Source organism: Sporosarcina sp. QA0331 (genome assembly GCF_055808055.1).
In genome coordinates this window covers 2588067-2609498 of the sequence record NZ_CM147850.1, presented here as the reverse complement: position 1 = coordinate 2609498, position 21432 = coordinate 2588067, and the positions used below count along the sequence as shown (strand labels likewise).

Annotated in this window: 19 protein-coding genes; 13 read left to right on the top strand and 6 right to left on the bottom strand. The window is 42.1% G+C overall.

Annotated features, from left to right (window positions below; all coding sequences use genetic code 11):
* Positions 1-9: 9 nt before the first annotated feature.
* Positions 10-1242: an MFS transporter gene (locus tag AC0L13_RS13180; RefSeq protein WP_473640276.1), complete on the bottom strand. Its 1233-nt coding sequence runs from the start codon at positions 1240-1242 to the stop codon at positions 10-12.
* A gap of 219 nt (positions 1243-1461) precedes the next feature.
* Here AC0L13_RS13180 and AC0L13_RS13175 point away from each other — a divergent pair, with 219 nt between their 5' ends.
* Positions 1462-2241: a peptidylprolyl isomerase gene (locus AC0L13_RS13175; RefSeq protein ID WP_473640274.1), complete on the top strand. Its 780-nt coding sequence runs from the start codon at positions 1462-1464 to the stop codon at positions 2239-2241.
* 23 nt (positions 2242-2264) lie between these two features.
* Entirely contained in the window at positions 2265-2477 is a 213-nt protein-coding gene (locus AC0L13_RS13170) for a hypothetical protein (RefSeq protein ID WP_440500126.1), read from the top strand.
* A gap of 160 nt (positions 2478-2637) precedes the next feature.
* Here AC0L13_RS13170 and AC0L13_RS13165 read toward each other — a convergent pair whose 3' ends face one another.
* Entirely contained in the window at positions 2638-3810 is a 1173-nt protein-coding gene (locus AC0L13_RS13165) for a MalY/PatB family protein (protein ID WP_473640271.1), read from the bottom strand.
* Positions 3811-3893: 83 nt separating this feature from the next.
* On the opposite strand from AC0L13_RS13165, the gene AC0L13_RS13160 reads away from it, so the two are divergent.
* From AC0L13_RS13160 to yugI, 6 genes are all read left to right on the top strand, one after another.
* Positions 3894-4154 carry a DUF1871 family protein gene (locus tag AC0L13_RS13160; RefSeq protein ID WP_473640269.1) on the top strand — a complete coding sequence of 87 codons (261 nt, stop codon included), beginning with the start codon at positions 3894-3896 and terminating at the stop codon, positions 4152-4154.
* Between the two features lie 105 nt (positions 4155-4259).
* Entirely contained in the window at positions 4260-4814 is a 555-nt protein-coding gene (locus tag AC0L13_RS13155) for an RNA polymerase sigma factor (protein WP_473640267.1), read from the top strand.
* Positions 4804-6987, top strand: a complete 2184-nt coding sequence (locus tag AC0L13_RS13150) for a hypothetical protein (protein WP_473640265.1) — start codon at positions 4804-4806, stop codon at positions 6985-6987. The genes AC0L13_RS13155 and AC0L13_RS13150 overlap by 11 nt, the downstream gene beginning before the upstream one ends.
* Before the next feature lie 95 nt (positions 6988-7082).
* Positions 7083-8783 (top strand): RNA polymerase sigma factor sigma-70 region 4 domain-containing protein, encoded by a 1701-nt coding sequence (locus AC0L13_RS13145; RefSeq protein WP_473640263.1) that lies wholly within the window; start codon positions 7083-7085, stop codon positions 8781-8783.
* Between the two features lie 39 nt (positions 8784-8822).
* Positions 8823-10544, top strand: coding sequence for an RNA polymerase sigma factor (locus tag AC0L13_RS13140; RefSeq protein ID WP_473640261.1), 1722 nt, complete (start codon positions 8823-8825; stop codon positions 10542-10544).
* Between the two features lie 111 nt (positions 10545-10655).
* Positions 10656-11030, top strand: coding sequence for a S1 domain-containing post-transcriptional regulator GSP13 (yugI, locus tag AC0L13_RS13135; RefSeq protein ID WP_440500119.1), 375 nt, complete (start codon positions 10656-10658; stop codon positions 11028-11030).
* A 348-nt stretch (positions 11031-11378) separates the two neighbouring features.
* Here the strand turns inward: yugI and AC0L13_RS13130 are convergent, their stop codons facing one another.
* Complete coding sequence (locus tag AC0L13_RS13130) at positions 11379-12689, bottom strand: sigma 54-interacting transcriptional regulator (RefSeq protein ID WP_473640258.1); 1311 nt, start codon at positions 12687-12689, stop codon at positions 11379-11381.
* A gap of 141 nt (positions 12690-12830) precedes the next feature.
* Here AC0L13_RS13130 and pruA point away from each other — a divergent pair, with 141 nt between their 5' ends.
* The 3 genes from pruA to AC0L13_RS13115 all read left to right on the top strand — a co-directional run bounded on the left by pruA (position 12831) and on the right by AC0L13_RS13115 (position 16987).
* Complete coding sequence (gene pruA / locus AC0L13_RS13125) at positions 12831-14375, top strand: L-glutamate gamma-semialdehyde dehydrogenase (RefSeq protein WP_473640256.1); 1545 nt, start codon at positions 12831-12833, stop codon at positions 14373-14375.
* 87 nt (positions 14376-14462) lie between these two features.
* The gene (locus AC0L13_RS13120; RefSeq protein ID WP_473640252.1) at positions 14463-15656 is read left to right on the top strand and encodes an ornithine--oxo-acid transaminase; all 1194 of its coding nucleotides are present in this window, start codon (positions 14463-14465) and stop codon (positions 15654-15656) included.
* An 86-nt stretch (positions 15657-15742) separates the two neighbouring features.
* On the top strand, positions 15743-16987 hold the full coding sequence (locus AC0L13_RS13115; RefSeq protein ID WP_473640250.1) for a Glu/Leu/Phe/Val family dehydrogenase: 1245 nt from the start codon (positions 15743-15745) through the stop codon (positions 16985-16987).
* Between the two features lie 43 nt (positions 16988-17030).
* Here the strand turns inward: AC0L13_RS13115 and AC0L13_RS13110 are convergent, their stop codons facing one another.
* Positions 17031-17267, bottom strand: coding sequence for a DUF378 domain-containing protein (locus tag AC0L13_RS13110; protein ID WP_473640248.1), 237 nt, complete (start codon positions 17265-17267; stop codon positions 17031-17033).
* Between the two features lie 105 nt (positions 17268-17372).
* Here AC0L13_RS13110 and AC0L13_RS13105 point away from each other — a divergent pair, with 105 nt between their 5' ends.
* On the top strand, positions 17373-18539 hold the full coding sequence (locus tag AC0L13_RS13105) for an iron-containing alcohol dehydrogenase (protein WP_473640246.1): 1167 nt from the start codon (positions 17373-17375) through the stop codon (positions 18537-18539).
* A gap of 38 nt (positions 18540-18577) precedes the next feature.
* Here the strand turns inward: AC0L13_RS13105 and AC0L13_RS13100 are convergent, their stop codons facing one another.
* Both AC0L13_RS13100 and AC0L13_RS13095 read right to left on the bottom strand, forming a co-directional pair.
* Positions 18578-19588 (bottom strand): cation diffusion facilitator family transporter, encoded by a 1011-nt coding sequence (locus AC0L13_RS13100; protein WP_473640244.1) that lies wholly within the window; start codon positions 19586-19588, stop codon positions 18578-18580.
* A gap of 15 nt (positions 19589-19603) precedes the next feature.
* A complete protein-coding gene (locus AC0L13_RS13095) occupies positions 19604-20326 on the bottom strand; it encodes an MgtC/SapB family protein (RefSeq protein WP_473640242.1) in 723 nt (240 codons plus the stop codon).
* 117 nt (positions 20327-20443) lie between these two features.
* Here AC0L13_RS13095 and AC0L13_RS13090 point away from each other — a divergent pair, with 117 nt between their 5' ends.
* Positions 20444-21346: a DMT family transporter gene (locus tag AC0L13_RS13090; RefSeq protein ID WP_473640240.1), complete on the top strand. Its 903-nt coding sequence runs from the start codon at positions 20444-20446 to the stop codon at positions 21344-21346.
* The last annotated feature ends 86 nt before the right edge of the window (positions 21347-21432 follow it).

The window sequence follows — 21432 nt, the reverse complement described above, 5'->3', positions numbered from 1 at the left end:
TGCTAAATTTCATTTGTTGGATTGTCCGCTTTCTGATGCCAGGAAATCTTCAAAATCCTGTACTGGTTTTCTTTTCGCGTAATAGAGGAACGCAAAGCCTAACAAGAATAGGACGCCTGTAAGGATGAATACCGACGAAATGCCGATGAAGCCACTGACAATCCCTCCGAACATCGGACCGATAATATTGCCAAGAAAACGGAAGCTCGAATTGTATCCCATTACTTCTCCTTGGATATCGATTGGTGCTTCCCGCCTTACAAGGGCAGTCGTGATCGGAATCATGCCGCCTATTGCAATTCCGAATAGGAGCCGCCAAATCATTAATTGCCAAATGGAAGAGACAAATGCTTGTGGTACGATAAAGATGAAGGAGAGGAGCAACAATATGCCGAGCACTTTTTCGTACCCGATTTCATCCCCCATTTTCCCCCACTTCCTTGCGAACAGCAGGTTTCCAACACCGGCAGCACTGAAGGTGAGACCTGCCAGAAAAGCGACATCTTTCGAATCTGTCAACCCTGCAACATATAAGGAAAGGAGGGGCTGGATGCTGAAGTTCCCAATTTGGATTAGTGATGTCACAATCATGACATTCAACATGAGCCGATGGTGGAGCAGCCCGCCGAGTATCGTTTTTCGTGAATATTGAACTGACTTTTTTGTTTTGACTTTCTTTTGTTCTTTAATCCCGAACAAGACGATCAGCGCTGCAACGACGACTGAGAACGCAGTTATAATGAACGTATATTTAAATCCGAATGCATCGGCCATTAAGCCGCCAAGCACCGGCCCAAACAATGTCCCCGTCACGCTTCCCATTTGCAACGTCCCGAGCTTCTTTCCTGCTTCTTCCCTTGCTGTTTGAGATGAAACGAATGCAAGTGATGTAGGTATGAATCCTGTGACGACACCGTTGAACAGCCGAAGGATGAAAAACGCTTCGACAGAATGGACGAATCCCATTAGGAAGACGGATGTCGCAATCCCGAATCCGTTTATGAGCAATATCGGTTTAAATCCGTATTTATCGGCGATACGCCCCCAAATCGGTGACATGATCAATGCTGTTATAAACGTCGCTCCGAAAATCAGTCCCGCCCATTTTTGGACGTATGCATCTGAATGATCCCCGAACGTCTCGATATATAAAGACAAGAATGGCATGATCATCGTCATTGTTCCGGCGACTAGAAAGTTTGCGAACCAAATGATGATAAAATTACGTTTTTGTACATCCATGTAAAGTGACCCGCTTTCATATGACCCGCCGAATTTTATTCACTACGGCGATGAGTTAATTGGAAATCATTTATCAGAGTAGAGATTCCCTTTGCCTGACGTAAGTAAACGTTACTATGATTTATCAATTATAAAACAATTCGAGTGTCGAAGGAAATTACATGCTTATCAATCGAAAAAAAGGGAGGGGTATGGTAAACTGATTCAGGGTGAATGATTATGAAAAAGATGTCGCTAACTTTGCTTTCAATCTTTCTACTATTGCTGCTTGCCGCTTGCGGACAAAGTGAACAAAAGGGGCAGGAAACAGCAACAAATGGCTCGTCTACTACACAAAGTGAAGACGATGAGCAAGAAGAACAAACTGATGACAAGTCATCAGATGAAGCGACCAAAGAGGAGGACACGACTATGTATCCACAATTATCGAATGAAGTAGCAGCAAACGAAGCTCTAGTCGTCATGAATACGACAATGGGTCCTATTAAAATTAAACTATTCCCAGAACAAGCACCAAAAACAGTTGAGAACTTTTTGACGCATGCAGAAAACGGCTATTATAATGGAATCATCTTCCACCGCGTTATCAAGGATTTCATGATTCAAGGCGGCGACCCGACTGGAACAGGAATGGGTGGGGAAAGCATCTACGGCAATTCATTTGAGGATGAATTCACGATGGATCTTTTTAATCTACGAGGGGCATTGTCAATGGCGAATGCCGGCCCGAATACAAACGGAAGCCAATTCTTCATCGTACAAGCTTCGAATCCTCCTGCCACAGCAGCACAATTGACACAAGGCGGCTGGCCTGAAGAAATCGCAAAAGCATATGAAGAGAATGGTGGTACGCCTCATCTTGATCAGAAACATACTGTTTTCGGTCAAGTAATCGAAGGAATGGATATTGTAGATAAAATTGCAACGGCTAAAACTGATCGATCAGATAAGCCAGTTGAAGAAATCTCAATCGAATCGATTGAAATCATCCAGAAATAATACACGTTAGGAAGTGTACGTAAATGAACGTTCTGCTAATGCCGTTCCTTTACTTTCCAGAAGATAAATCCGAATATATCCCAGCAGCGATTTCCTTTTTCTTTTTCATGATTCTACTTGTCATTACGTTTAGATGGATTAGGCGAAATTCGAAAAAGCAGGAAGAGGAAACACGTGAGCTGGAAGAACGAATCTTGCGCGAACGTCGCGAAGCGAGAGAAAAACAAGATTTTTAATGAAAAAAAGGCATGATCCGATGTTGGATCATGCCTTTTTACGTGGTGGGCTAAAAATGAGCTATTTCATGCTCCAAAAAGGAGGTTCCGCGCTCAAAACAAGCGTCCCCTTAATGAAAAAGGACGAAATCCTCTTCAGATTTCGCCCCTTACATCGTTTTTATTCCATTGCCTTGATAAATCTTGCCACTCCATCTTCAACAATCGCACGTGGAGTAGCGACGTTCATGCGGAGGAATCCGCGGCCGGCTTCACCATATTTCGTACCTGGCTCGAGTGCGAGCTTCCCTTTATTCAAAAGCCTATCCATCATCTCTTCTTCAGGAAGTCCTGTGCCCCGGTAATCGATCCACAGTAAATAAGTTGCCTCCGGTTTATGGATTTGGATTCCCGGAACAGCCTCCGTTAACGTGTTAATGACATAATCCATATTAGATGAAATGATTTCAAGCAGATTCATTAGCCATTCTTCACACTCCGTGAATGCAGATACGAGGGCCGAAGCGGCAAATGCATTCAATTCCATTTGGCCATGTGCCATTGCACTTTGCTGCAGTGCTGTACGAAGTTCTTCTTCCTTTGTAATCATGACGGCAGCTTGTACACCTGCCAAATTGAAAGTTTTCGTCGGGGCGATGCAAGTGATGACTCTTCCGCCTTCCTCTTCTGCAAGTATTGCAAGAGGAGTATGCTTGAATCCAGGAAGGACAAGGTCGGCATGGATTTCATCCGAAAGAATTAACACATCATACTTCTTGCATAAACGAAGAATGTTGCGCAATTCTTCCTCCGTCCAAACAACGCCCCCAGGGTTGTGCGGATGGCATAAGATAAATAATTTAATATCTTGCTGCAAGCTTTTTTCAAAAGCATCGAAGTCAATCGAGTATTTTCCGTTTTCTTCCCGTAACATGCACTCAACAATATTCCGCTTTTGATGACCTGGTACATTGAAGAATGGCGGGTAGACAGGTGAGGTAATTAAAATATTATCGCCGACATTTGTAAACGTCTCTACGACCGTAGCGATTGCTGGAACAACACCATGATGGAACAGCATCCATTCATTTTCAGTTTTCCATCCGTGACGCGATGACAGCCATGTCCGTACAGCATCTTTACATTTCGTGCATATGTACGAATATCCAAAAACACCATGGTCCAATCGTTCTTGCATTGCGTCAATGATCGGCTGTGGTGCCTTGAAATCCATATCCGCGATCCACATTGGCAAAACTTCCGAAGCGTCTTCCACCCCGTAAACGGCTTCCATATTGCCCCATTTCACCGAGCGGGTATTTTTGCGGTCAATCACTTGTTCGAACTCTTTCATACCAATATCCCTCAATTCCTTTTTTCTTTTTCATTACTATGCTATCATAAATGAAACAAAAGAAAAAAATAAGGTGACTCGTCGTGCAAACAATTGAAATGAATAAAAAAGCAATCTTGCTGCTTGAAGAATGGGATCCTTTTAATGTCGGCAGAAAAGCGTATGAACTTGAAATTGCCGATGTTGTTGCTGATCTCCAAGTTCTTGATCACCCGACGGATCTTGCAAAACGAATTCGTGAGATCTATGAACACTCTTTTGAAATATGGATTCCAATAGAGAAATGCATGCAGATAGCTTATAAGTTATTGGCGATAAAATATGAAGCAAAATGTATAGTATAACAATGACCGCATCTACAAAAATGTAGATGCGGTTTTTTAATTATGAAACAAATCGTCACACCACGTCGTATCACCAATAGAAGAGATAGAGAGTGAGGGGGCATTATGGAAGAGGTTGATTTGATCACACGCGCGCAAAACGGAGACAGAGAGGCGTTTGCCGAATTGATGCAAATGCATTTTCGTACAGTTGAGAAGTTCGCGTACCAGTGCGGTGTGCGCCTTGATGATATACCAGATGTAACACAAGAAGTGTTTATCAAGCTATATAGATTTCTGCCGCAATTCAATCAGCAAAGATTTACGACATGGTTATATAAAATCACATTGAATACAGCGCGCGATTACTATCGGAAAGAAGGAAGGGAAACAGCGAAGGAGGAGCGGATGAAAAAATCCGGAAAAGAATCTACTCAACAATCTGCCGAATTACAAGTTCTCCTTTTTGAAGAAGATCGTCAATTACATGAAGCAATCGTACAACTGGATGAAAAATATAGGTTTCCTCTAATTTTGTTTTATTTTCAAGATTTGACGTACCAGCAAATTGCGGATGTATTAAACATTACGTTAGCTTCAGTGAAAACTCGTATTTTCAGAGCAAAGGACAGCTTGAAAAAAGAGATGGATTTGAAAGGAGGGGTAACAAATGGCCAATGACAATTTTGAAAAGCGAATGGAGTTTTTGAAAAAATCATATGAACGTGTCCCCACCTCATTTGATCCGGACGAAGTGTTCAGAAAAATCGACGAAGAAGGGAAACGCCAACCACAAGAACAGAAAGAAGCATCTAAAAATAATATGAGACAGCGTATTACTGTTTGGGCAATGAGCATTGCGAGTGTCTTCATTATCGGGCTTATTGGAGCAGGATTTCTAGCCGATCAAAAAAGGGATTCCGAAGAGAATAATATCGATTCGGCTGAGCTGGATGAATACATCGAGGAACTGAAAGCGAAGTACGAAGTGGAAAAGGAAAAGCGGCGGGAAATGCTGAAGTTGGATGAAGAACACTTTGAGAAGTATATAGGATCAAGTGCAATATCATTGTTTTCTATGGAAAGTTACGTCAAGAATATTAACCAATACGAAAATGCAAAGGAAATTCTATATGATGTATATAATCGTGCGGTTGAAGAAATAAAATTACCATCTGAAATGATTCAAGATCTGAAGAGAAAGCCTTTGACGGAAGATGAACAAGGAAGCATCGAATTTATAGCAACATACCGTGAAAAAGTGAAAAGTCTGCTCTTCGTTTACGGTTCGATCAATTCCCAAAATTATGATGCGATTAGAGAATTTGAAGTCAGTTCATCTGTTGATAAAGCGGAAATCATCATGCATACAACCAACAGCTTCCAGGAACAGCTACAAAACATTATCAACACGATGAAGGAGCAATCTATCCGCCTGGAAACAGATAAATATATAGGTGAAATCGGTGCGCGGTATTATGAGTCCCAGTTGCATCAAGAGCTCAATTCAAATCTTCATCCGGATACGTATGGATACCGTCAAATGTTAATTTATGAGCCGTATATGTTTGGTGGCGTTCTAGAACATCCTCTCCTTCAATCGAGTTCAATGGTTCAGGATATGGAGTATACCCTCATTAATGTGGAACAAGATTCTACTTTATATCCAATTTTAAAATCATATTATATTATGTTGTTCAATGAAATTATGAAAGGCAGCGAATACACAAAAATCTTTGACGCGGATGGCGTATTGCTTCCCGAATATCAAGAGGCGTGGAGGAATATGGCTAGCGGGGGGCAGGCAACTCCGATGCGTTACATTTTGGAACCAATCATCAAAGAAATGGAGGCTTCGGGTTGGAGAGAGTCCGCAAGCTGGGATTCTTTGAATTACGATGACTTGGAAGAAGCGCTCGTCCTATACAGGGAAGGGTTGCTTGAGGAATATATGTATGGGGAAAGACCGGATTTTCAAGACGTGGCCATTCGATTGCCAGATGCTTCATTTGAGCGGGAAGTTCAAGTTTTGTACGAAAGTTTTAAGAAGTCATATGATAAATCCTTGCTGAAAGGGGCATCGCCCGTTCATGTGCTCGCCATGTTTGATTATGCGAATGAATTGGATGACCCTGAAACGATGTATTATTTAACCAATGAAAACTATTTGAAGTATGACGAGTCAGGTATAGAATATACGCTTGAAATGTACGTGGAGAACTGGAGAAAAGGCCTTTCATACTTCAATAAACCTGGAGATGTACGGTTTAACGGGCAAGAAGTCTACCGAGATCATCATAAGTTCTATAGCTCGGTAAAATTTCCGGGATCGGTTGGAGAAGTTCCGATGGTCTTTAATGAAGAAGGTGTTTGGGAAGTCGGAACGAAGAATATTAGAGTACTTCCTTCTTATCATATGAGTCCAGAAATGGATTTCAAAGATGAAATAATGAGTATGAGTGCTTTTTACTATGAAGGGATGGTCAGTACTGACGATATTGAAGGCTATTTAAGATGGAGCCAACCACTCGATATTCTCGCCATGTATTTCTATGCCGGCGATAAAGGCTTTTATGAAATGCAATATGAACTATTCTTTCAAGGAGAAGGATCTGAAGTTGTCGATAAGGAAACGTATTTAGAAAATCCCGAGAAATATTTTCCTCCTTTCGATGAGCAGATGTATAAAAAAGTTTCCTTCCAAGGTCTGGAGCAAGACGACAACGGTAACTGGCCTGGCATCGTAACACTAACAGTCGACAGAGAGCTCTATCCAGAACTACCACCTGAAAGGAAATTCCACATGTACTGGACAGAAGATGGCTGGAGAGTCAAATTCAAACCGTTTGAATAATCAAAAGCGAAGGCTGCCGAAATTTGGCAGTCTTTTTTCTGTCAATTTGGTATAGTTGAAGTAGGTGTAGTTTTGCAAGGGAAGTGGGGATATGGGTGGATGTTATAAAGAAAAGAATTCTACACGGGGACCTAGAAGCTTTCAAGGAATGGATGGAAAAGCATATCCGGACAATTGAACGATTTGCCGTGCAATATGGAGCTTCGTTAGAAGAGGCTGGAACTGTTTCAGAGAAAGTCTTTAGAAACGTATATAAAGGTCTTAGGGATGTAACAGATTTGAAAGAAAGCACTCTTTTTATAAGTGTTTTAGAGGAGTTGGATGGTAGGCAAACGGCCGAAATTTTGGGCGGTTTCTTCTCGTTTGAAGAGGATAATGAACTGCACCGCAAATTGATTGGAATGCCAACAAAATACCGGGTTCCTTTCATTCTAGACCGTTTCCACATCAAATCACCTATAGAAATTGCTGAAATAACAGGGATGACTGATCAACAAGTAGAACTGGCTCTGACTAAAGCATTTTCCCTAATGGATGAGCCCAACTTGGATAAGAAACTGGAGTTTTTGAATAAATCCTATGAACGACTTTCGTCATCTTATAATGAAACGAATATATTTTATTCAAAAGTAGAAGAATCGCAGCCAGTTGAACAGAAAAGACAAACTGCTCAAAGGAAGAGGCCTTACTTGTTTTGGGGTGTCGGCACTGGCCTCTTAGTCGTATTGTTGTCAATTATCACTTATACAAACAGCGGCGCTTATCAACTGAAATCCGGTGAAAAATTCATTGAGGAGGCAAAAGTTTCTTTCCAAGAGGAGCTGGAACGTAATTTGAAGCTGGCTGGCCTCCCTGCTCCCCAATTTCTCAGGAATGACATTTATGCTGAAACATACGGGGAAGATACAAGAAGGGAATTTGACTGGTTGATTGCTGAATTGAATGATCAATTGAAGAAAGACGGCAAGTTTGATCAGTTAAAAGCGAAATCTGATTTTGACGCATTAATAAGTAAGCTTATGATCCCTTCCGAAATGGTTGCGGAGTTATCTAAAAAGCCTTTAGTGAGTGACGAAAAGAAAAGTATGGAATTTTTGAATGAATATTTTAGAACGAGTAATATTCTTTTAAATTCTTACATGAACATTTTATATGGGAACGAAAATCTGATATTTGATGCCGGATTGGTTGGTGAGGAAGGCTTTGATTATGATTTATTTACTGAGAATAAATCGAAGTTCCCTGAAAAGATCCAAGAAGCGATTATCGGTATGAAGGAACAGGGCTTTTATTTGAAGGGGGATTCTTCTGAAGATATTGTGTATCCTCAATATGGTGATTCCGAAATGACTGGAATTCTTCAAGAAAATCTGCATCCTAATATGGATATTTATATTTCCCTTTTGACAGATACCTTATATAATTTCCATCTGCGTCCGATTGATGAGCAAGTCGATCTGCTATTGCAGGCGGAAAAGGCGGTACTCCAGGCTGAAGAGCATCCGGTGCTTTATTCAAACACTTTCAATTTGTATATATGGATGATTTATTCCGTAACTGGAATGGTAGACCAAGCGGAAATTCGCGATTCAACCGGTGTTATTAAAGAAGAATACAAAGAGGCGTGGACGCGCGTTGCCTTCAATGGAAAAGATTCACCTGCGGCTCAATTAATGAGGGAAGTTGTAGTAGACATGGAGGAATCAGGCTGGACGACCTCCCGAAGCTTAGAAAAGTTTCAGTACTTCTACCTAGAAGGAAAATTGCGGGAACTGATTGGCGAAATGAAGAAGTAAATCGTAATGTTGTCAGTCTCGTGTAATGGAGGATAATAAATGGACAGTTTACAGAGAAAAGTCCTGACTGGGAATCGACAAGATTTTAAAAAATGGATGGAATTGCCTATACAATCGATCGAACGACTTGGCATGCAAATTGGATTGACACCACAAGATGCAGCAGAATTCGTGAAGATGATATTCGGCAATCTATACAAAGACCTTGGTCAGTTAAGGGAAGAGCAGCTTGAAGAAAATGCGTTACTCAAAACTGCAATTCAAAAGTTGAAAGAGTGTCAAATGCTTGCTTCTGAAACGGGATTGTTATCATTTGCAGAGGACAATGAACTTCATGCACGGATAATCGACCTGCCAATTGAAGAACGGATTGTATTCATTCTTTTTAATCTCCATGAAAAATCCAAGGTAGATATCGCTTGGATCATGGAAACGCCACTTGAAAACATTGAGCAATTACTATATAAGGCACAAGCCAAGCTGAATGAACCGGATATTGAAAAACGATTAGAATTTCTAAACAAGTCATTTCATCGACTTCGGTCATTTTATGATGAGAGAAATATATTTTATCCAACACAGATAGAGACATTGACTATCGATAAACCGGTCGATAAGAAAAGGCGGAGAAGGAAGCCGCTTGTACTGTGGCTTGCGGGGGCTGTCATGCTTGTCATCATCTTGTCAGTCACTGTGCTGCGAAGTGAGGCTTATCAGCAATCTTCAGCTGAAAAGTTTATTGAAAGCAAAAAGATCTCATTCGAACAAGAACTGGATGATCGATTCGAGTTGATCGGTTTGCCTAAGCCGGATGAAACAGACGGAGATAGTTCGCTTTATCTATACGTGGCTGCTGATATTTATGGCAACGAAACAGAACAAAAATTTAATTGGTTTATCCGGGAATTGGAAAAGCAAGTAGAGAATGAAGGGAAGATTAATAAAAGAGAAGCGGCCAAAAGGTATGATGAATTGATCCATGAATTGAGATTGCCATCGGAAATGTTGGAGCAACTGAGAAATAAACCTATAAAGGATCGTGAACAAAGTATTGAGTTCTTGGATGAATTTGCAAAGAAAAATGAATTCCTAACAAGCGCTTATACGAGAGTTTTCGGAGAACATTCCGATATCATTTTTGGATCGGAACTGATCAGTGATGGAATGGTAGATATCGAAGACCTTATGAAGAAAAAATCGGAATTCCCGATTGAATTGCAAAATGCCATGAATGGACTGGACACGCAATATTATTCATTGGTTGCCATTAAAGATTATGTGCAGTTATCTTTAAAATACGATAATCCCGAAGTGAGGGAGACGTTACAGCGAAACCTTCACCTTGACGCGGACGCATATATATTTTTAATAATGGGTGGCTTGGATGCCCTGTATTTCGGAACTTTCCAAGAGCAAATGGATGCACTCCTTGAACTTGATAAGCAATTGCCAAAGACAAAAGAGAGTGACCCGTTAATCAACAGATTTGACGTTGGCTATACAAGGTTGGTCTATTCTATGGCAGGTTTTTTCGACGGCGATGGAATTTATGGACAAAATACAACGGTCACGGAAGAAGTTCGCGAGAAGTGGAAGAAACTTGCTGAGATTGGTGAAAGCTCTCCTGCGGGTCTCGTCATGCAGGAAATCGTTGATGAAATGGAAGCATCCAATTGGAGGATATCTTTTGAAGACGATATTCACTCGCAGCTCTTTGAAAGAGTTAAAGATAAGCTTAATGAGGCAAGAAGAAATGATTGAATCTTTACAATTTACCTATCGAATATTTTGATTGGAACCGGCTTTCTATGGTATAATTGCGGATGGCCGTATAGGCAGATTCGATACCAAAAAGATTGGGAGCTGTTTCACATGGGTAAAAAATATGAAGTGGGGGAAGAGTTGACGGGCAAAGTGACGGGCATCCAACCATATGGAGCATTTGTCGCACTTGATGAAGAGACGCAAGGTCTCGTTCATATTTCAGAAATAACATATGGATTTGTCAGAGATATCAATGACTATCTAGCTGTAGGCGATGAAGTGAAAGTGAAGGTGCTTGAGGTTGATCATGATGCAGGAAAGATCAGCTTATCCATCCGTGCACTTCAAGAGGCGCCGAACAACCATCATAAACCGGGCCGCCCCCGCAAATCGCTGCAAGATAAAGTTAAAGAGCACGATGCGGAAGGCTTCAATTCATTAAAAGACAAGCTGAAAGACTGGATCGATCGATCAGGATATTAACAAAAGCGGAGGGTGGCGGACCGATGCTCCTAACGCTGCGCTTTTACTCGCAAAAGCCGTTCTTCGTGACGGCTTTCACTGCGACAGGCATAAGGCAGATCTGCGAAACGGCGTTTTTTGCCGTTCAGCTGAGCTGACTTATGACCCAAGCAGTTGCCACCCGGAGTCTAGACGGTAACAAAAGCGAAGAGTTCGCAAAGACGTGCTCGTAACGCTACGCTTTTACTCGCAAGAGCCGTTCTTCGTCACGGCTTTCACTGCGAAGGGTTCGATTTGCCGTATTTCTGCGGTTTTTGCAGAAATTAAGGCACCCAAAAAAAAGAAAAAACGGGAGAAGGCCATTTAAGCCTATCTCCCGTTTTTTAATTTCCTCAATCGGTACTGAAGATTTTGCCTGCTCATGCCAAGTGCAGTCGCAGTTTTAGTAATGTTGTCGTCATGAAGTTTCATTGCCTTTTGTAAGTAATATTCTTCCGCTTCCTTCAAATATCGATCCAGCGGCATAAGTTCCTTTTCAGGATTCACGATAAAGTCGACTGCTTGTGTAGGTGTATTGCCTGCATCACTTTTCAGTCGGAAATGAAGAGGCAACATTCCATATGTGATTTCCGTCTCTGTAGTGGCGAGAGAAGAGATTTCATCGAGCAAAAATTCAAGCTCCCGCATATTCCCTGGCCAATCATAGCGTAGGAACAGCTCCTCCACTTCCTTCGTGATTCCGGTGAGCGACGTTCCGAAGCGCTCTTTCCGTTTGGCAAAATACGTTGTGACAAACGAAAGTATATCTTCTTTCCGCTTTCTCAGAGGGGATATCCTGATTGTAAAAGAAGCAAAGAAATAATAAAGCTCCTTCAATAGACTTCCTTTTGCAATCAATTCGACGGGATCGTCGCCGATGCTTGCGATGAATTGACGGCCAGGTTGAGCAGCGTTTTTTAAAAAAGTGTAAAGGTTTTGCTGAAGGGAAATGGATAATAAATCGATACGCTCACAGAATAACGTGAATGGCTCCGACATATTCAAGTCTTCGTCGAGTCGCTCGATAAGCGCTGCATCCGATTGGTGACAATGAAGAGTATAGAACGGTCCATTGGCAGGTGACAATTCGTTATGAATGCTTTCGGCAATTAAGTCTTTTCCAGTGCCTGACTCACCGATGAGCAGCACAGGCAATTTTGCACTTGATGCTTTGCGGGCTGTCGATACGACAGTTTTCATCTCATCTGATTCAGCAACAATTTGATTGAATGTGACTGGATCGCTGTTTTTCCGCAACGGATGAAGGACAAACCTTTCCAGTGCTGTTACATCTCTTGCAATTTCCACAGCGCCGACAAGTTCACCGTCTTGAAATACCGGGTACGTATCATTGATTGTCGTAATTTCATATCCTTTGCGATTCCAATACGTCTGCTTGACATTCAGCTGCTCGATTCCGCTTTGAAGCACCTTCAATAATGTGCTCTCTTCCTGATCGAAGTTGAATAACTCCAGGATGGAGCGATCTGCGACTTCTTCAAGCTCCAAACCTTCTATCGCTTTCATCTTATCGTTATAGATAACAGTTCTGCCGGCATGATCTACTGCATGGATACCGACACCGGCCCGGTTCACCGCGAATTCGTATAAGGGAAAAAGGTTCTTTTCGATTTTATTCACGAATCAACACCGTCCGTTTATATTTTTTTGCAAAATAAACAAAAACACTTGAAATGTGCAACAATCTCTTGCATTATTATATATGTAATCACAGATTAAATGCAAATTAATTTTGCTGCTAACTACCTGAGGAGGAGTAAAATGATCCCATACAAACACGAACCATTCACAGACTTTACACAAGCTGAAAACCAAAAAGCATATGAGGAAGCTTTGAAAACCGTTGAAGGCTACCTTGGGCAAGACTACCCGCTAATCATTGGCGGCGAGCGTATTATGACAGAAGACAAACTTGTTTCGACGAACCCTGCTAATAAAGAGGAAGTAATCGGCCGTGTTTCTAAAGCGAGTAGAGATCTTGCTGAAAAAGCGATGAACGTAGCTGACGAAACGTTTAAAACGTGGAGCAAAGTGAAGCCGGAATTCCGCGCGGATGTATTGTTCAAAGCTGCGGCTATTATCCGTCGCCGCAAGCATGAGTTTTCAGCGCTTTTGACAAAAGAAGCGGGTAAACCATGGAATGAAGCGGATGCGGATACAGCAGAAGCAATCGACTTCTTGGAATACTACGGCCGTCAAATGCTTAAGTTGAAGAACGGAATGCCAGTAGAAAGCCGTCCTGGTGAATTCAACCGTTTCGACTACATTCCTCTTGGAGTTGGAGTTGTTATCTCCCCGTGGAACTTCGCATTGGCGATTATGGCAGGTACAACTGTAGCTGCATTGGTAACAGGGAATACTGTTCTATTGAAACCTGCATCTACAACAACGGTTGTTGCTTACAAATTCATGGAAGTGCTTGAAGAAGCGGGAATGCCTGCTGGCGTAGTCAACTACATTCCAGGTTCAGGCGCAGAAGTCGGCGACTACCTCGTTGACCACCCGAGAACACGCTTCGTTTCCTTCACAGGTTCACGCGAAGTCGGTACTCGCATTTATGAGCGTGCAGCAAAAGTGAACGAAGGCCAAATCTGGTTGAAACGCGTTATCGCAGAAATGGGCGGTAAAGATACAATCGTAGTTGACAATGAAGCGGATCTTGAATTGGCGGCACAATCGATCGTTAAGTCAGCATTCGGATTCAGCGGACAAAAATGTTCTGCATGTTCACGCGCGGTCATTCACGAAGATGTATATGATCAAGTCGTTGCACGCGTTGAAGAATTGACGAAAGGATTGACGTACGGTGATCCTTCGAAACAATCCAACTTCGCAGGACCGGTTATCGACCAAGCTTCATTTGATAAAATCATGAGCTACATCGAAATCGGAAAAGAAGAGGGACGTCTCGTTGCTGGTGGAGAAGGAGACAGCTCTAAAGGATTCTTCGTTGCACCGACTGTATTTGCAGATGTTGATCCGAAAGCACGTGTCATGCAGGAAGAGATTTTCGGACCAGTCGTTGCTATTTCTAAAGCGAAGAGCTTTGATGAAGCAATCGAAATTGCCAACAATACGGATTACGGTCTAACAGGCGCAGTCATTACAAACAACCGTGAGCATATTGAACAGGCTCGTCAAGACTTCCATGTAGGAAACTTGTACTTCAACCGCGGCTGCACAGGCGCTATCGTCGGCTACCAACCATTCGGCGGATTCAATATGTCCGGAACGGATTCAAAAGCAGGCGGTCCAGACTACTTGCAACTTCATATGCAAGGTAAAACGACATCGGAAACATTCTAATTTAAAGCTCGATAGCACGTTATTTTAAATAGGAAGCAGTTTACAAACTGCTTCCTGCTATACATACAAAATGGGGAGGGGAAATACATGTCGGTTTCTGAAAAGATCATTTCACAAACGAATAAATACGGGGCGAACAATTACCATCCACTGCCAATTGTTATTTCTGAAGCGGAAGGTGTTTGGGTCAAGGATCCAGAGGGGAATAAATATATGGATATGCTATCCGCATATTCAGCTGTGAACCAAGGACACCGCCACCCGAGAATCATTAAAGCGTTGAAGGACCAGGCAGACAAAGTGACTTTGACATCACGCGCATTCCACAACGACCAACTGGGTCCGTGGTATGAAATGGTATGCAAACTATCTGGCAAAGACATGACATTGCCGATGAATACAGGGGCAGAAGCTGTGGAAACAGCTATTAAAGCAGCTCGTCGATGGGCTTATGACGTTAAAGGCGTTGAGGAAAACAAAGCAGAGATCATCGGCTGCAACGGTAACTTCCACGGACGTACGATGACAGCGGTCTCGCTTTCGTCAGAAGCTGAATATAAGCGCGGTTTCGGTCCGATGCTTCCAGGCATCAAGTTAGTGGATTTCGGAGACTTAAAAGCATTGGAAGAAGCGATTACTCCGAACACAGCTGCATTCATTATCGAGCCGATCCAAGGGGAAGCGGGAATCCTTATTCCACCTGCGGGTTATATGAAAGCTGCTTATGACCTTTGTAAACAGCATAATGTTCTTTTCATAGCGGATGAGATTCAAGCAGGTCTTTGCCGTACGGGTAAAATGTTTGCTTGTGAGTGGGAAGGCTTTGAGCCCGACATGTATATCCTAGGTAAAGCATTGGGCGGAGGCGTATTTCCTATTTCTTGCGTCGTAGCCAATAAAGATATTCTCGGAGTGTTCAATCCAGGCTCACATGGTTCCACATTCGGAGGCAATCCGATGGCGTGTGCAGTCTCAATTGCTTCTTTGGAAGTTTTACAGGATGAGAAGCTTGCAGATAAATCACTTGAACTAGGAAATTACTTCATTGAACAATTACAGAAAATCAATCACCCATCGATTAAAGAAGTGCGTGGACGCGGACTGTTCATCGGTGTGGAACTAACGGAAGCAGCTCGACCTTATTGCGAAAAGCTGAAGGAATTAGGATTGCTATGTAAAGAGACACACGACACGGTCATCCGTTTCGCACCGCCTTTAATCATTACAAAGGAAGAACTTGATTGGGCTTTGGAGAAAATTAATAAAGTTTTTACAAACTAAACAAATACTTCACAAAATCTATTAGGTGTATGATACAATATGTGCGGTAGAAAAAACATTATGAAATCAAAGAGGCGAACTTTTACATGACTGAAAACCTGAATCTGTTTACGTCTACACAAGTTGTCATTAAGGAAGCACTTGACAAATTAGGCTATGATGAAGGAATGTACGATCTATTAAAAGAACCAATCAGAATGGTGGAAGTTAGAATTCCAGTCCGCATGGATGACGGAAAAGTGAAGGTATTCACTGGATTCCGCGGACAACACAACGATGCAGTTGGTCCTACAAAAGGTGGCGTTCGTTTCCATCCTGCAGTTACAGCGGATGAAGTGCGCGCGTTATCCATGTGGATGACTTTGAAAGCGGGTATTGTCGACTTGCCATATGGCGGCGGTAAAGGCGGAATCGTCTGCGACCCGAGAGAAATGTCCATGGGCGAACTAGAGCGTTTGAGCCGTGGCTATGTACGTGCATTAAGTCAAGTAATGGGACCGACAAAAGATATCCCTGCACCAGACGTTTTCACTAATGCTCAAATTATGGCTTGGATGATGGATGAATATAGCAGAATCGATGAATTCAACTCTCCTGGTTTCATTACAGGAAAACCGATTGTTCTCGGCGGTTCTCAAGGACGCGACCGTGCTACTGCGGAAGGTGTAACGATCATTATTAATGAAGCGGCGAAAAAACGTGGAATTGATATGAAAGGTGCACGTGTTGTCATTCAAGGATTCGGAAATGCGGGAAGTTTCCTTTCCAAATTCCTTCATGATGCAGGAGCAAAAGTTATCGGTATTTCCGATGCTTATGGCGCACTTCATGATCCGGAAGGCTTGGACATCGACTATCTATTGGATCGTCGTGACAGCTTTGGAACAGTTACAACACTTTTCGATAACACAATTTCGAATGCTGAACTATTGGAATTGGATTGTGATATCCTCGTTCCAGCAGCTATCGAAAATCAAATTACTGAAAAGAATGCACACAATATTAAAGCGACAATCGTTGTGGAAGCAGCGAATGGTCCAACAACAGCGGAAGCTACAAAAATTCTTACAGAACGAGGAATTCTCCTTGTCCCTGACGTCCTTGCAAGTGCGGGCGGCGTAACAGTTTCCTACTTCGAATGGGTTCAGAACAATATGGGTTACTACTGGACTGAAGAAGAAGTTCGCGAAAAAATGACTACAAAAATGGTTGATGCGTTCGACAACGTTTATAACGTTGCATCAACAAGAAATATTGATATGCGTCTTGCTGCATACATGATTGGTATCCGCAAAACAGCGGAAGCATCAAGATTCCGTGGCTGGGCATAATTAGATAATAAAAAGCATCTCCTATAAAATGGGAGATGCTTTTTTATGCTTCTTCCGGCTCCGATACAGCTAAATGCTTGCTCTGTTTTTCTCGTAACGTATCAAAAAGTAAACCTAGTGATAGGAGTCCGGAAATTCCTACGATAATATAAAAGAAGCGTGCAAGCGGCTTTGCGTGTCCATCTGATAGTTGAGCGACGACATCAAAGTTGAAAATCCCGACGACACCCCAATTGAGTGCACCGATAATTGTAATAGCCAATGCTAGTTTTTGAACCAAAGCGATTCACCTCCTACTTTAAGGATTCCCAAACTAGGTCGTTCCATACTTGCATCGCTCAATTCATTCTTGGATAATGAACTGTAGAAAAAGGAGGTCATTTAATTGAAAGAATTTATTTTTCAAAATCCAACAAAATTGATTTTCGGAAAAAACTCCATCGCAAGGCTCGCTAAAGAATTATCGGCATATGGTGATAGGATCCTTGTTGTATATGGTGGAGGAAGCATTAAAAAGAATGGCCTTTATGAAGAATTGATGGAAATACTGAAAAATGAACAGAAAGAAGTATTTGAACTAGCAGGTGTAGAGCCGAACCCGCGCGTCAGCACAGCAAGAAGAGGGGCTGCCCTTTGCAAAGATCATAATATCGATTTCATTTTGGCAGTCGGAGGCGGATCGGTCATTGATTGTACCAAGTTAATTGCGACAGCTGCAAAATATGATGGCGATCCGTGGGATTTTGTCATTAAAAAAGACTTTCCTAAAGACGCAATTCCTTTTGGGACGATTTTGACTTTAGCGGCGACTGGTTCTGAAATGAATGCAGGCTCCGTCATTACAAATGAAGAAACTGAAGAAAAATACGGATGGGGAGGACCTTTCAACTTCCCGAAATTCTCTATCCTTGATCCTACTTACACGCTATCAGTTCCGGAAGATCAAACTGTTTACGGCATCGTCGATATGATGTCGCATATTTTTGAGCAGTATTTCCATAGCGCGACGAATACTCCATTTCAGGATGAGTTGTGCGAAGGTGCATTGCGAGCGATCATGGCAGCAGGTGAAAAGCTTGTTAATGATTTGGAGAACTATGAGTTGCGTGAAACGATCCTTCTAGGTGGAACATGGGGATTGAATGGATTTTTAGGTATGGGGAATGCCGGCGGTGACTGGGGAACGCATGATATTGAGCATGCGGTATCCGCGGTGTATGATATTCCACATGCAGGAGGATTGGCGATCTTGTTCCCTCATTGGATGAGACATACACTTAAGCTGAATCCAGCTCGCTATGCAAGATTGGCCGTCAACGTATTTGGAGTGCATCCTGAGGGGAAATCAGATGAGGAAATTGCACTTGAAGGAATTGATAAACTAAGGGAATATTGGACAGCTATCGGTGCACCTGAAAAGCTGGCGGATTACGGTATCGATAATTCGAAAATCGACATTATGGCTAAGAAGGCCGCGATTAATGGACCGCTCGGAAGATTTGCTCAATTGAGTGAAGAAGAAGTGAAATCCATTTTGGTAGCTTCGTTATAATAAAAAGAAAGTAGAGGGGGAATGGAATATTCCACCCTCTACTTTTTTCCTTCAGGGAGTTTCTTTCGAGCTTCTTCCGATATTGCAGGCTCTTTTACTCCTTGCCAAGTTTTGATGCCATCATCTTCATCGAATGAAATCATTGCTTCGCGGACCCCTTTTTGCTTCAATACTAAAGACATAAGCCTGTCCCTAACATCATCGATATATGCTACAGTTTGTGTGGGATCTACCTCAGCAACTATTTCGACATGTAGATATTCGCCTTCTTTTATGACTTCTACTTTTTGGATGTCCTTTATATCCGGATCTTCTGCAATAATTTGCGAAATATGGTTTAACATCTCTTCATCGGTTTCTCCAATTGCCCCTCTGGCATTTTCGAGGAATACTCTGCCGACGACATAAAACATCATAAAGCCAATCACCATGGAGGCAATTCCTTCTGCTTGCAGGAATCCTGTGAAATGGGCAATCAGGACTGCGATGAAAGCTAACAATCCGCCGATTGTTGCAACTAAGTCTTCCATGAAAACAAGTTTAGTGGCTGGTTTGGCTTTATTCAGATGAGTCAGGCTGTAGAAGAAGGCTTTCAAACCTTTATGGGCTTGTCCGGACTCATGGGCGATTTCCTTGGACGCCTTTAATAGTACGAAAAACTCCAATAGCGTTGCCAATCCAAGGACGCTTAAATTGATAAGGAGCCCTTTTGTCTCGGTTGGGTTCAATACATGATGCCAACCTTCCTTCACTGCCTCGTATGACATGATTCCGACGATGATGACTGCACCTAAACATACAAGGTTGACAACCCTTCCGAATCCATTCGGGAAATTGGGGGTAGGCGCCTTCTTGGAGAGGGCGGAACCGATATATACAAAAAATTGGTTCGCCGCATCTCCTAAGGAGTGCATCGTTTCTGCAAACATGGCTACATTTCCTGTTAACACATAGGCGACTGCTTTAAGGATGGCGATGGCAGCATTTACTGTACCCGCAAGTAGCGACGGTTTATTGCCATCCTTCAGCAAACGTAAAATATCTTTCATAGACATTAGCCTCCATTAAGGAAAGATTTCAATTTCAACTGATTCAATATAAGGTAGTTCGGTCAGTTCTGTGTACAATTGTGTAGTTCCTTTTTTAGGCAGCGCGTCAAGGCGAAAATCGACTTCATGCACTGAAGGTTTATCATCAAAGTGCAATTGGCGGATTCTTAGATTCTCCACTTTCATATTTTCGGAATTCAATATCTCGATCAAATCATCAATTTTACTTTTATCCGATATGACGACTATGCAGGCAGCTTCCTTTGAACGGATTCTTTTCGGACCGAACTTGCCAAGGATCGGTGCTATTACCTCGATGACAAAAAGGATGCTTAATACAGCGAACGCGGCTTCAATATAAAATCCGGCGCCGACAGCGATTCCAATGCTTGCCGCTCCCCAAATCATTGCCGCCGTTGTCAAACCAGTAATATTATCGTTATCTCTTCTTAAAATTGCTCCTGCGCCAAGGAAGCCGATTCCGCTTACAATTTGCGCTGCCAAACGTAGGGGATCCATTGTTACATTAATATCATTCCTTGCAGGAACAAGATATGCAGCTTCTATTGAAACGATAGTCAACAGGCAACTGAAGGTGGAGATGACTGCACTCGTCTTCAAACCGATTGGCTTCTTCTTAATTTCCCTCTCTACTCCGATAATTAAACTTAAACCTAAAGCAATTGCGATTTTAATCAAAACTTCTGGATACATCGAATTATTGATAACCCACTCCATTGACTTTTCCCCCCACTATCATCTACCTATGGAAGATGTGCTATACTCTTTGTATTGTCTTTAGCCTAAAACGGTTATAAACTAACCTGTATTCCTATTGAAAGAGAAGTGTGTATCATGGAAAAACCTTCATTTCATCCGTACATACCAATAATCGTAGGCGTCATTTCAGTGGCGCTTTCTGCTATTTTTGTAAAATTAGCTACAGCGGATGCCGGCGTCATTGCTTTTTATCGTATGTTGTTTACTGTTATTCTCATGCTTCCATTATTTCTAGTGAAATATAGAAAGGAAGTATTTTTATTAACGAAGAAAGACTGGATCTTTTCAGCGATCGCAGGAGTTTTTCTAGCCTTTCACTTTATTCTATGGTTTGAGTCGTTGAACTACACTTCTGTTGCAAGCTCAACTGTTCTCGTAACATTGCAGCCGATTTTTGCATTTGTCGGTACGTATTTCTTTTTTAAAGAAAAGCTGTCCTTTAAAACAATTTTATCGGCCGTCATCGCGATTGCAGGTAGCGTCATTATCAGTTGGGGTGACTTCCAATTGAGCGGAACCGCCTTTTTCGGAGATATGCTTGCTTTGGCTGCATGTGCGTTAATTACCGCATACTTGCTTTTCGGACAAGAAGTACGCAAACGATTGTCTCTAATTACTTATACGTTTCTTCTATACTCAATCAGTACAGTTACACTCTTTTTTTATGTCCTTATAAAAGGGGAGTCGTTCGGTCCGTATTCAACTTCAAATTGGTTCTGGTTCTTCCTGCTTGCGTTAATTCCTAACTTGCTTGGACACTCGCTATTTAATTGGGCGGTTAAGTGGGTCAGCACAAATGTTATTTCTATCGCGATACTTTTTGAGCCTGTAGGTGCGTCTGTACTCGCATTCTATATCCTTCACGAGAAACTTTCTGCAGCGCAAATAACTGGCGGAATCGTTGTCATTGCGGGGATTCTCTTGTTCATTGTCGATATAAAAAAGCTTCGCGAGAAATTATTTTTAAAAAAGGCTTGATTTCTTATTCGGTTATAATGTATATTATTACTTGTCCTTAAGAGGCAACAACAACTACGACGAAAACAAAAAAGAAATTCAAAAAA